Below are 12,609 nucleotides of genomic sequence, written 5' to 3' on the forward strand. Positions count from 1 at the left end.
TTTGCATGACTGATATAACCCTTCGTCACGCAGAAATCTTAGAACAGGGGGCCGCATGCCACATCTCCCGCGTGGTGCTAGGCCGCGCGCGCCCCAAAACGCTGCACACCCAAGATTACCACGAAATCTGTTGGCTCGTGAATGGTAAGGCGCGTCTAATTTTGAATGGACGCAAATGCACGTTGATCGAGGGCGATTTGACGTTCATCCCTCCCGATACGCCCCATGGGCTGCAAGGGGTCGGTGACGACTGCCATTTGGTCAATATCATCATCCCCGCAACTGAAATCGGTGCCCTCCTCGCACGCTATTCCCGAGCGGGCCAGTTTTTTGCGGCACCAAGCGCTGCGCCTGTTCGTATTCATCGTGGCATCCGTGCTCTCTCGCGCATATCGACAGCGGCAATATCCCTTGAGGCTGCACCACGCACCACCTTGCACCTTGAGGCATTTTTACTGCCTCTCATCGCTGAGCTATTGAACGAAACAAAGGCGGCCGCGGACGGCCTTCCTGCGTGGCTTCAATCCGCGCTGGTGGTTGCAGATGATTTTGAGGTTTTGCGCGATGGTGCTGCGGGGCTTGTTGCTATGACAGGGAAATCGCATGCCCATGTGTCGCGTTCCATGCAAAAGCACTTTGGCATGACACCCTCCGACTATATGAACGCGCGCAGAATGCATCATGCTTCACGTCTTTTGACGGGCACGCCCGATACGTTAGCAGACATCGCGCAGACCCTTGGCATTTCGAATATGAGCCACTTTCACCGCCTGTTTCTGGCGCGGTTTTCCATGACGCCACGTCGATACCGCGAGAAAAACCAAAAAGGTGTCGTGCAACCCGTTTGACCAAGAGGTCAAATTCTTGCCTTTGCCACAAAGACCTGTCAGATTTAACGCGGAAAGAAGGATCACCCGATGACCGCTACACAGACCTCTCCCTCGCTCAATGAGGCGCAGCCCACGACTGCGCATCTGCCGCAGATCCATGAACCGCGCAATGCGGGGATGGATTTGGATCTGGATTGGGTGCGCGCCGTTCAGGCCAATACATCCGCCATTGAGCGGCGATGCGCCACGTTGCCTGGGCGCAGGAGCGTCAAGAAAGACCATCAGGCGGCATGGCTTTTAAAAGCCATCACCATGATCGACCTAACAACGCTATCGGGTGACGACACCGCAGGCCGCGTAAAGCGGCTATGCGCCAAGGCCGCGCATCCGGTGCGCGCGGACATCATGGAAGCCTTGGGCATGACCCCCATTACAACAGGCGCGATCTGTGTGTACCACGATATGGTTGAGACTGCCGTTGAGGCGTTGAGTGGGACGGGCATTCCAGTAGCCGCAGTCTCAACGGGCTTTCCAGCGGGGTTATCGCCGTTTCACCTACGGGTCAAAGAAATCGAAGAAAGTGTAAAAGCAGGGGCTAAAGAGATCGACATCGTGATCTCGCGCCGACACGTCCTTACCGGCAACTGGCAAGCCCTGTATGATGAAATGCGCGCCTTTCGCGCCGCGTGCGGCGAGGCCCACGTCAAAGCGATTTTGGCTACGGGTGAACTTGGCTCGCTGCGCAATGTCGCCCGTGCCTCCTATGTGTGCATGATGGCAGGGGCCGATTTCATCAAGACGTCGACAGGCAAAGAAAGCGTGAACGCCACCCTCCCCGTCTCGCTCACCATGATCCGCACCATCCGCGACTATCACGCGCGCACGGGCTTTCGCGTTGGCTACAAACCCGCAGGCGGCATTTCCAAGGCCAAGGACGCACTCGTCTACCTGTCCTTGATCAAAGAAGAGTTGGGCAATCACTGGCTCTCGCCCCACCTGTTCCGCTTTGGCGCGTCCTCGCTTTTGGGCGATATCGAACGTCAACTTGAGCACCACGTGACAGGCCACTATTCCGCCGCTTGGCGTCACCCAATCGGGTAAGCCCGCCAGAAGGATAAACGAAATGACCGTTAAAGATATCTTCGAGACGATGGACTATGGTACTGCTCCTGAAAGTGCGGGCGAAGCGCTTGCGTGGCTAGAGGCGCGCGGCGGGATCGCGGGCAACTATGTGGACGGCACATGGGGGCCATTGCGCGCCGATATTGACGTGATGAACCCCGCTACGGGCGAACGCCTCGCGGGTCTGACCAAATCCACCCCCGACGAGGTTGCCACCGCCGTGGCCGCCGCACGCAAGGCCCAACCCAAATGGGCGAAACTGGGCGGGCATAAACGCGCAAAGTTCCTCTATGCCATCGCGCGGCTTGTGCAAAAACATGCGCGCCTGTTGTCGGTCATGGAGACACTGGATAACGGCAAGCCGATCCGCGAGGCCCGCGATGTCGACATCCCGCTGGTCGCGCGACATTTCTACTATCACGCAGGTATCGCCCAACTGATGGATGACGAAATGCGTGACCGCGAAGCGCTTGGCGTGTGTGGTCAGATCATCCCGTGGAATTTCCCGCTGTTGATGCTCGCATGGAAAATCGCCCCCGCGATTGCGGCGGGCAACACCGTTGTGCTCAAACCCGCTGAATTTACATCGCTCACCGCAATGGTTTTCGCCGAGATCTGCACCGAAGCGGGCCTGCCAAAGGGCGTGGTCAACATCGTTACGGGCGATGGCGATACGGGGGCGGCTTTGGTCACCTCTGACGTGGACAAAATCGCGTTTACCGGATCAACCGGTGTCGGGCGGGCAATCCGTGCCGCCACTGCGGGAACGGGAAAATCGCTCACGTTGGAATTGGGCGGGAAATCCCCGTATATCGTGTTCGAAGACGCCGACATGGACAGCGCCATCGAGGGCTTGGTCGACGCGATCTTTTTCAACCAAGGACAGGTGTGCTGCGCCGGATCGCGCCTTTTGGTGCAAGAGGGCATCGCGGATGACTTCCACCGCCGCCTGATCGAACGCATGTCCAAACTGCGCATCGGCAACCCGCTTGATAAATGCATCGATGTGGGAGCTATCGTCGATCCGGTACAGCTTGACCGCATCAAAACGCTGATGGAAACGGGCGGCGCGGAGGGCACGGTGCATCAACCCTGCCCTGCCCCTGAGGGCTGTTATTATCCACCCACATTGGTAACGGGATTGCACGGGTCGTCCATGCTGATGCAGGAAGAAATATTCGGACCGGTTTTGGTCTCGACCACCTTCCGCACCCCCGCTGAGGCCGTGCAAGTCGCTAATGATACGCGCTACGGCTTGGCCGCGTCCGTGTGGTCCGAAAACATCAACCTCGCGCTCGACATTGCGCCCAAACTGGTCGCAGGGGTGGTCTGGATCAACGGCGCTAATATGTTCGATGCAGCGGCCGGATTTGGCGGCGTACGCGAAAGCGGATTTGGCCGCGAGGGCGGATGGGAAGGCATGTTGGCCTATACCAAACCCACCGGAAAAGCCGTGACGATCAAACCCGCGACCAAGCATCTTAAACCCGATGCCGTGGCCGTGCTCGACCTTGACCGCACCTCCAAACTCTACATCGGCGGCAAACAATCACGCCCCGATAGCGGCTACTCCGAGGCGGTATTCTCGCCCAAAGGCAAATTGCTTGGCCACGCCTCATTGGCGAGCCGCAAGGATGTGCGCAACGCCGTTGAGGCCGCGCACGCCGCAAAAGGATGGAGCAAAGCCACCGCTCACCTGCGCGCGCAAATCCTGTATTACATCGGTGAAAACCTATCTGCCCGCAGTGACGAATTTTCTGCACGGATTTCGGCCCTCACAGGTACGCCAAGTGGCAAAGCACAGGCCGAAGTCGACGACGCCATTTCGACGCTGTTCACCTACGCGGCATGGTGTGACAAATACGACAGTGCGGCCAAACCCGTGCCGATGCGCGGCGTGGCGCTCGCCATGAAAGACCCCGTGGGGGTGATTGGCGCGTTTTGTGATGATCGCCCGCTTGGCGGCCTGATCGACGTGATGGCCCCCGCCATTGCTATGGGCAACCGCGTGGTGGCCGTGGCGTCCGAGGCCTATCCCCTTGCCGCAACGGATTTCTATCAGGTGCTCGACACCTCCGATGTCCCTGCGGGTGTGGTGAATATCCTTACGGGCAGCCATTCCGAATTGGCCAAACCAATGGCGGGGCACATGGATGTAGACGCTGTTTGGTCGTTCTCATCTGCCGATCTGTCAGCCACGATCGAGAGCGAAAGCGCGGGCAATCTCAAACGCACATGGGTAAACAACGGCAAAAACCGCAGCTACCCTGCGCGTGACTGGCTTGCGCACTCAACCGAGATCAAAACCATCTGGGTGCCTTACGGCGAGGGCTAACCCAGACGATCAGCGGTAGTTCACAGCGCAAATGTATTTGTCGTAGACCCATCCAGATGGTCCTGCGTAGCTGTCGTCTTGTAGCCCGTCGAGCACGATCACCTCGCGCCACCGCGACCCGTCAGCGGGGTTCATCGACTCCAGAAATGTGTCGGGCGGCAAGCGCATGATCATGTCGCATTTCGACGACCCGCATTCACGCAAGGCGAGAAAATTGTCGCCATCGGGATTGAGGTTACAGGTCACAAACGTCTCCCCCGAATAGGGGACCGCAGGGGCCGCGATGAGTGCGCCCACAGTGACAAGGGCCGTAACGGACAGGGTGTGAATTGAATGGGTCATCAAATGCTCCTTTTTCGCGTGCGCTTAAGCTTAACACAGGCGGTCAAAGGCGGCTTTGATCTGAAGCCCTTTAGGGTTAGGTCGGCGGCTCAGCGTTTTTTGCTGAACCACCCTTTTATGCCACGCGCCGTGTTGCGTGTGCGCGCGCTGGCCTCATCCCATGCCTCATCCACATCCTCGACAAGCGGGTCAATCGTGCGTTCGCGAAACTGCAACCACATACGGCGAATGAGCAAAAGCACGGCTGCAAAGAAGGTCAGGAACACGATGTTAAACCACGGCGTCATACGGGCATCGGGTCCCTCGACCGCTTTGAACGCAATCGCGTTTGGAAAGATCGACAGGATTTCGTTGCGCCATCCGTAATGCGTCACCGAATACCATTCGGGGGCCGCCTTGGTCGAGATCGCGTCATTCGCTTCGGTGTAGAGGTTCGCCGTGTCGAATTTGAAATACGGCGGCCATCCCCATCCCGTGTCCTCATTGCGGTACACCATGGTGTCACCATCGGGGTAAACCGCTTGGATAAACTGGACATCGCGAGCTTGGGTGGTGGTGGAGCCATTGTCGGGCGCTTGCCAGAACATCGTCGTCCACCCCGTCAGATCCTGACGTTCCTCATAGGTGTTTACGATCCGTACGATGTCATGCTGTGGTAAAATATAATGAAAAAAGCCGCCCACAAAGAGCACCAAAAGAGTAACAAAAGTCCATTTAACGTAGCGCATTGGCGGCAAGCCTCACATAAAGTTCGTAATAAAGAAGATCGCACAAAACGCGATCAACGGCAGAATGTAGACCAAGAGCAAAAGCTTTGGCCGAAAGGAGGTTTTATAGGCCTCTAACCCAGCCTCGACATAAGCATCTCGGTCGCCGATTTCACCCTCTTCGGCCCATTCATCCTCTAACCGTTCACGTGTCAGCGAACGATTGTAGATTGTGAGCAACAGGTACAACACGGTTAGTCCCGCAAACCCGAACAAGAACAAACGAAAGAAACCAAGCATGTCACATACCCCTTAACGACCTCTCGGGCATTCTACGCCGCATGTGCAAAAAGTGCGAGGCCAATACCGACGACAGCACTATGCGCGTGGAGAAACCTCTCCCATCGCTGTGCAAATCACCGCGCCAAGACGCGCAATTCCCTCAATGATCTTGGCCTCCGACGACATTGAGAAATTGAGGCGTAGCGTATTGGCATTGGACCCGTCCGCATAAAACGCGCCCCCCGGTACAAACGCGACATTTGCCGCCAATGCGTCTTGCAACAATGCCTTGGCATCCATCCCGTTTGGCAACGTCACCCATACAAACATCCCGCCCTCAGGCTCGATCCATGTCACGCCCGTAGGCATATTGGCGGACAATGCGTCCAACATTGCGTGCATGCGCTTGCCATACACCGCGCGCAAGGTCTCTACATGCGTGTCAAATACGGCTTCGGCAACATGCGCCACCGCCATTTGGTTGATCGTCGCGGTTTGCAGATCGGCCGCCTGTTTGGTCAAAACAAGCTGTGAGATCACGGGCTTTGCCGCGACAACCCAACCCACACGCAATCCGGGTGCCAGCGTCTTGGAAAACGAACCCAAATAAATTGTGCGGCACGCTTCGATATCGCCCGTTTGTTCAATTTCCATGGCCAATATGGAGGGCAGAGCCTCACCATCGTACCGCAAAGACTGATAAGCCGCATCTTCGATCACGGCGCAATCCAAAGCGTCTGCACGGGCTAAAACGGTACGGCGCTCTTGTTGTGTAAGTGTGATCCCTGTCGGGTTGGCAAAGTCTGGTGACAGATAGGCGAATTTCACGCGCCCCCCCGCCTCAGCCGCCTCAAGAGCGATTTGTTCGGGCGCTCGATTGTCGGATGGATCAAGGCGGTCATAACGTGGCTCATACGCATTGAATGCGCCCAGCGCTCCAAGGTATGTGGGCCACCCGACCAAAGCGGTGTCCCCCTTATCAATCAGGAGTTTCCCCAGATAGTCGAGCGCCTGCTGCGAACCTGCGGTGATCAAGATGTTGTCGCGCGAGCATGGCACCCCGAGGGTCGCCATATGCGCCGCAATCCAATCGCGCAGGGGCGTGTAGCCCTCAGATGTCGAGTATTGCAGGGCGACCCCCGCCGACTGTTCCGAGAGTGCCACCGTCATCGCATCCGCAAAGGCCGCGCGCGGAAAATATGCAGGGTCGGGGATGCCACCGGCAAAAGAAATGATGTCAGGCTGATCGAGCAGCTTGAGCAATTCGCGAATTTCGGACGCGGACATGCGAGACGTCCGATTGGCGAATAGATGATCTAACGACATAACGCACCTCCCTGTTTGGCAAGATATGTCGCGCAGTTCGGCATTTAAGTCAATATAGCTGACATAAAAATCAAGGGCGCAGTATTGGCGTCATGAGGCGTAACGTTCGGGGGCGAAATGGGATATGCTCTAATCTAGCGTGCCAACGACATATGTCGTGTCCGTCAAACCATCCAAACTGTCGGCGGGAATGTCGGCCTCTACCTTTTTAAAGAACCGTTTGTCACTCTGTGCCAGTGCCATCAACCGGTCCAATTGCCCCTCAAGCTCGGTGCCCACCGACACTTTGCGCCCCTGAAACTGCGCCTTGGCAGAAACCACTGATACAATCTTTGGGCGGCCTTGGGTCATTGAAAAAATCGGCGCCCCTGAGGAGCCGAAATCAACATCACATGATGTGACGAGAACGCCGCCCTGTTTAGCCAGAACACTACATGTTTCTTGCAGAGATGCGGCTTGGGATCGGTAGCGCGCATAAGAGACCACACCAACCTGCTGACCATTTTGGGCAGACGAGGCAATGTCAAACGGAATGACAGTTCCGTCACGCACAGGGCGGTCTAATTCGATAAGTGCGATATCGCGGGTCAAACGCCCCTTTTTATTGGCCGCATTGATCGAAAATTCTGGATGGACAATGGCGCGGCGCACATTGCGGTAGGCTTGCGCATGTCCATTCCGAAACCCTGCACGAAACGTCATAACGGATGGATCGTGTCGCTGCTGGGTCTTGATATCAAACAGGCAATGCGCCGCCGTGAGAACCAAAGACGGCGTAATCAGTGCGCCCGTGCAAAAACTCTCGCCCGCAAAATCAAGACGTCCAACAGCTTCCCAGCCCCGACTGTCATCGACAGTCTTGAATCTCTTTAGCTGGCTATCCGCATGTGCCTGGCCGGCAAGCAAAGCCAAGGCAAGGATTGTCAGAAATCTCAACATTCGGTCGTCCCCATGTCCTACTTGGACTTAGCTCTACTGAGCCATTTTGGCGCGATTATGTCAGATCCGAGAACATTTTGGGCGGTTTTGGTCCACCTGTTGCCCAATCCAGTAGCTCAACAGTATGCACAACAGGCACATTCATGCCCCCACCCAACTGCATCATGCAGCCGATATTGCCAGTCGCCACAACATCTGGGGTCTTCTCCGAGAGCGTATTTATTTTCCGTTCCTTCAGATTTTGCGAAATTTCGGGCTGCAAAAGGTTGTAGGTACCCGCAGATCCGCAACAAAGATGCGAATCACGAGGCTCGGTGACGGCGAATCCTGCTTGTTTAAGAAGGTCTTTTGGATAGGTCTTGATCTGTTGTCCGTGCTGGAGCGAACAGGCCGCATGATATGCGACCTTCATGTCCTTAGGCGTGTCACAATGCGCGGCAAGATCAAGGGTCATCAAAACCTCTGATACGTCCTTTGCGAGTCCTGCAATCGTCGCCGCATCCGCTGCGAGCGGATCGTTGCGAAACATATGGCCATAGTCCTTAACGGTGGTGCCACATCCCGAAGCGTTGATCACTACAGCGTCCAAACCTTCGCCGTAGACTTCTGTCATCCATGCGGTGATGTTCTTGGCCGCTGAGGCATGCGACATGCTTTCTTTGCCCATGTGGTGGGTCAGCGCGCCACAACATCCCGCCCCCTTAGCGACAACAACATCGCAGCCCAACCGCGTCAAAAGCCTGATCGTTGCATCATTGATATCGGTATCAAGCGCCTTTTGCGCACAGCCCGTCATGAGCGCCACTCGTTTTTTGCGCTCCCCCACAGCGGGAAATACCTGCGCATCGTCATTTCGAGACACGGGCGGAATGACTTTAGGGGCCATTGCGAGCATTGCCTTTAGGCGCGGGTCGGGGATCAAATGGCGAAACGGCTTACCAATTTTGGCGCCTAAAAGTGCGAGCCGGAACCGCGAGGGATAGGGGATAATCCGCGCCAAAGTCCAACGCAGCAAGCGGTCCATCATCGGACGTTTGTAGGTCTTTTCGACATGTACCCGCGCATGATCAATCAGGTGCATGTAATGCACGCCAGACGGACAGGTGGTCATACATGCCAGACACGACAGGCATCTATCGAGATGTTTCACCGTCTTTTCATCCGCCGGACGGTCATTTTCCAACATATCCTTGATAAGGTAGATCCGCCCGCGCGGACTGTCTAGCTCGTCGCCCAAAACCGCGTAGGTTGGACATGTGGCGGTGCAAAATCCACAATGCACGCAAGACCGCAAGATTTCATTGGCCCGCTCGATCGCTGGATCGGTCAGTTGCTCTGGCGTAAAGTTGGTTTGCATCAGCGCATCATCCCGCGATTGAATTTTTGGTCTGGGTCGAACTTTTGGCGCAACCCGTCAGATAGCTTGGCCACGATCGTATGTTCGGGATGGAAAACACCAAGGGCTCGCTTGGTTTCATCACTTGCCCGCACAAGTGTCGCGTGGCCCGCACCGATGTGAGGGCGTGGGTCCGTTCCCTCGTCGGTCAGCATCCAAACACGTCCGCCGCCCCAATCATAGATTGCGTCCAACGGCTGGACTGCCTCGACCAACGCAGGCGCATCAGACGGTTTGACCGCGACCCGCCAGACATCACCCGCAACCGAATGAAAGCGCGCTACGTCTTTGATATTGGCCCAAATGTCGCGGTTCGCGGTCTCATCCCATTCGACACCACTATCACCGAACCCCGCAAGCGCGGCTTGCAGCGCGCTCATCCGATACGCGACCGAGCTTTCGAACCCCTCAAGACGCACAAGCGTGCGCGCAGGCGTCCCGTCTTGCGCCTCCCTTAGATGTGCCGCTCCCGTGACATCGAACGGCGTGCCAAGCGCCCTCGACAGGGCAGCTACGGCCTGAGGGTCGGTGAGACCCTCGACGACCAGTGTCGCACTTACCTCTGGGATTGGCTGTACCTTTAGGCTCACGTCTGTGATCAGGCCAAGCGCGCCATGACTGCCCGCCATCAGCTTGACCAGATCAAGCCCTGTGACGTTCTTCATCACGCGCCCGCCATTTTTAATGATGCGACCACGCCCGTCGATGATCCCCACGCCAAGGCAAAAATCACGGCACGCGCCAACACCCACGCGGCGCGGGCCAGAAAGATTGCCCGCAATAACCCCGCCAATGGTCGGCACGCCGGTGCGGCCCAAAAGCGCGCCAAACGCAGGCGGCTCGAACGCGAGGCGTTGTTTTTCTTGCCGAAGCATCTCATCGACCTGCGCCACGGGGACACCCGCAGCGACCGTAAGCGTGAGCGCCGCCGGATCATAATCCCACGCCTCGCCGTGCGCCGGTAGCGCCGTGCCCTGTGCCAAGCCCAACATACTTGTCGCACCACCACGCGGAACAAACGGCCCGCTGTCGCAAATGGTCTGCGCCGTTTCTGTTTGCCACGCCGCGAAGTTTGGATTGCGCCTTGCTAAAATACTCATGCGCCCGTCCTGCGATCTTGTGACACCGCGAGCGGAAAGACCTTGGCCGGGTTCAAAATCCATGCGGGATCGAACACGTCCTTTACGTCCATTTGCGCCGCGAGATCAGCGGGGGCGAATTGGTGTGTCATAAGATCACGTTTTTCAACTCCGACCCCGTGCTCACCGGTCAAGCACCCGCCCACATCCACACAGAGTTTGAGAATTTCCGCGCCGAGCGCCTCGGCACTTTCCAGTTGCCCCGCTTCGTTCGCATTGAACACGATCAGCGGATGCATGTTCCCATCTCCGGCGTGAAAGACGTTTCCAACCAGATGCCCGTACTCGTCGGATAATTCCGCGATGCGCCGCAAAACAGTCGGCAATTCACCCACCGGAATTGTACCATCAAGACAAAGGTAATCGCCCATCTGCCCCATCGCACCAAATGCGGATTTACGCCCAAGCCAAATGCGCGCCGCCTCCTCCGCACTTTGACTTTCGCGGATTTCAACGGGGTTGTGGCGCTTGGCAATCTCGATAATACGCGCCAGCTGATCCGTCATTTCCTGATCCGATCCCTCGACCTCAATGATCAACAATGCTTCACAATCAGGGTAGCCCGCTTTTGCAAAGGCCTCGGTTGCAACAATAATAGGGCGATCCATAAACTCGATAGCCACGGGGTTGAGGCCCGCGCGGATGATATCGGCCACACAAGCCCCCGCCACTTCGTTGCTGTCAAATCCCATCAAGACAGGGCGCGCCCCTTCGGGTTTGGGCAGAATGCGCAACGTAGCCTCGGTCACAACACCAAGTTGTCCCTCAGACCCACAAATCAAGCCGAGGAGATCAAACCCCGCCGGATCGCTATATGCGCCGCCGATCTCGACAATCTCGCCATCAGCCAAAACCATTGTGACGCCCAACAGATTGTTTGTTGTCACGCCATATTTCAAACAATGCGCACCACCAGAGTTCATTGCAATGTTACCGGCAATGGCACAGGCCAACTGGCTGGACGGGTCGGGAGCGTAAAAGAACCCCTCGCCTTCAACTGCGCCTGTGACGCTTAGGTTGGTCATGCCCGTTTGAACGCGAATGAACCTGTTGGAATAGTCGATTTCCATGACCTCGCGCAGTCTCGCCACACCTAAAATCACTGCGTCCGCCGTTGGCAGCGACCCTCCCGCCAAAGACGTCCCCGCCCCACGCGGAACCACAGGCACCCCCATGTCATGGCAAATCCGCATGATGTCGGACACCTCTTGCGTGGTACGCGGCAAAACCGCGACCAAGGGCGCGCATTTATAGGCCGTCAGCGCATCACATTCATAGGCGAGGACTTCTTCGGGAGCGTCAATCACTGCGCTATCGGGCAATACGGCGCGAAGGCGCGTGACCAGTTCAGGCTTGCGTGCAAGCACGTCTGCATTGGGGATCGGCATATCCATGGATCGGCTCCGCACATGTTTAGGTCAATTGATTGGTAAGTTTTTATAACCAATTTTTTCCTATGGCAACATTTCATCCTTCACGTTAAATCAGAATGCATGGAACTTATTGATCAACTTCAGTTTTTCTCTGCCCTTGATGCTGTCGCTGTCAGCTTTTTGTTGACCGCCTGGCTCGGTATTGGGCGTATCATAGAGAATCCACCCGCCAAACACCGCTCGACTTCGTATCTCATGGCAGACTACCGGCGCAAATGGATGATCCAGATGATCACGCGACAACCGCGCATCTTTGACGCCGCTATTCTCGACAGTCTTCGCCAAGGCACGGCCTTTTTCGGATCGGCTTGCCTGATTGCAATTGGTGGCGGGTTGGCCGCGATGTCGAATGCGGAACGCTTGCGCGGTGTGGCGCAGGATTTGACGCTCGACGCCCCCGCGATCATTTGGGAAGTCAAAATTTTGCTCGCCTTGGTCCTGATCACAAATGCCTTTTTGAAGTTCATCTGGTCCAACCGCCTGTTCGGGTATTGCGGCGTGATTATGGCGTCAGTCCCCAACGAGATCGACGCGCCCGCGACACTGCCACGCGCCCGCAAAGCAGGCGAGTTGAACATCGCCGCCGCCCGCGCGTTTAACCGTGGCCTGCGTGGCGTCTATTTTGCATTAGGTGCATTGGGCTGGCTGCTTGGCCCAATCGGGTTGATCGTCACTACGGCCGTGACCGTCTTCATCTTGCTGCGCCGCGAATTCGCATCCGCCTCCCGCCTCGTGATTATGCAAAGCGAGGAATAGCT

12 protein-coding genes are annotated in these 12,609 nt (G+C 56.7%); 4 read left to right on the plus strand and 8 right to left on the minus strand.

Features of this window, described 5'->3' with window-relative positions:
- Positions 1-5 precede the first annotated feature (5 nt).
- The 3 genes from IMCC12053_RS05565 (at position 6) to IMCC12053_RS05575 (ending at position 4,287) form a co-directional block, all read left to right on the plus strand.
- A complete protein-coding gene (locus IMCC12053_RS05565) occupies positions 6-848 on the plus strand; it encodes an AraC family transcriptional regulator (RefSeq protein WP_062216519.1) in 843 nt (280 codons plus the stop codon).
- A gap of 69 nt (positions 849-917) precedes the next feature.
- Positions 918-1,931 carry a deoxyribose-phosphate aldolase gene (gene deoC, locus IMCC12053_RS05570; protein WP_062216521.1) on the plus strand — a complete coding sequence of 338 codons (1,014 nt, stop codon included), beginning with the start codon at positions 918-920 and terminating at the stop codon, positions 1,929-1,931.
- A 22-nt stretch (positions 1,932-1,953) separates the two neighbouring features.
- The gene (locus tag IMCC12053_RS05575; RefSeq protein WP_062216523.1) at positions 1,954-4,287 is read left to right on the plus strand and encodes an aldehyde dehydrogenase family protein; all 2,334 of its coding nucleotides are present in this window, start codon (positions 1,954-1,956) and stop codon (positions 4,285-4,287) included.
- A 9-nt stretch (positions 4,288-4,296) separates the two neighbouring features.
- Here IMCC12053_RS05575 and IMCC12053_RS05580 read toward each other — a convergent pair whose 3' ends face one another.
- From IMCC12053_RS05580 to IMCC12053_RS05615, 8 genes are all read right to left on the minus strand, one after another.
- The gene (locus IMCC12053_RS05580; RefSeq protein ID WP_062216526.1) at positions 4,297-4,629 is read right to left on the minus strand and encodes a hypothetical protein; all 333 of its coding nucleotides are present in this window, start codon (positions 4,627-4,629) and stop codon (positions 4,297-4,299) included.
- Between the two features lie 89 nt (positions 4,630-4,718).
- Positions 4,719-5,357 (minus strand): DUF1523 family protein, encoded by a 639-nt coding sequence (locus IMCC12053_RS05585; RefSeq protein ID WP_062216527.1) that lies wholly within the window; start codon positions 5,355-5,357, stop codon positions 4,719-4,721.
- A gap of 12 nt (positions 5,358-5,369) precedes the next feature.
- Entirely contained in the window at positions 5,370-5,636 is a 267-nt protein-coding gene (locus IMCC12053_RS05590) for a hypothetical protein (protein WP_062216529.1), read from the minus strand.
- Positions 5,637-5,714: 78 nt separating this feature from the next.
- Complete coding sequence (locus IMCC12053_RS05595) at positions 5,715-6,944, minus strand: aminotransferase-like domain-containing protein (RefSeq protein ID WP_062216530.1); 1,230 nt, start codon at positions 6,942-6,944, stop codon at positions 5,715-5,717.
- Between the two features lie 129 nt (positions 6,945-7,073).
- Positions 7,074-7,883 carry a trypsin-like serine peptidase gene (locus tag IMCC12053_RS05600; RefSeq protein ID WP_062216532.1) on the minus strand — a complete coding sequence of 270 codons (810 nt, stop codon included), beginning with the start codon at positions 7,881-7,883 and terminating at the stop codon, positions 7,074-7,076.
- A 55-nt stretch (positions 7,884-7,938) separates the two neighbouring features.
- Complete coding sequence (glcF, locus tag IMCC12053_RS05605) at positions 7,939-9,240, minus strand: glycolate oxidase subunit GlcF (protein WP_062216534.1); 1,302 nt, start codon at positions 9,238-9,240, stop codon at positions 7,939-7,941.
- Complete coding sequence (locus IMCC12053_RS05610; RefSeq protein WP_062216536.1) at positions 9,240-10,379, minus strand: FAD-binding protein; 1,140 nt, start codon at positions 10,377-10,379, stop codon at positions 9,240-9,242. The genes glcF and IMCC12053_RS05610 overlap by 1 nt, the downstream gene beginning before the upstream one ends.
- Positions 10,376-11,812: an FAD-linked oxidase C-terminal domain-containing protein gene (locus IMCC12053_RS05615; protein ID WP_062216538.1), complete on the minus strand. Its 1,437-nt coding sequence runs from the start codon at positions 11,810-11,812 to the stop codon at positions 10,376-10,378. The genes IMCC12053_RS05610 and IMCC12053_RS05615 overlap by 4 nt, the downstream gene beginning before the upstream one ends.
- A gap of 99 nt (positions 11,813-11,911) precedes the next feature.
- Here IMCC12053_RS05615 and IMCC12053_RS05620 point away from each other — a divergent pair, with 99 nt between their 5' ends.
- Complete coding sequence (locus tag IMCC12053_RS05620; protein ID WP_062216540.1) at positions 11,912-12,607, plus strand: DUF599 domain-containing protein; 696 nt, start codon at positions 11,912-11,914, stop codon at positions 12,605-12,607.
- The last annotated feature ends 2 nt before the right edge of the window (positions 12,608-12,609 follow it).

Source organism: Celeribacter marinus, assembly GCF_001308265.1.
GTDB classification, from domain to species: domain Bacteria; phylum Pseudomonadota; class Alphaproteobacteria; order Rhodobacterales; family Rhodobacteraceae; genus Celeribacter; species Celeribacter marinus.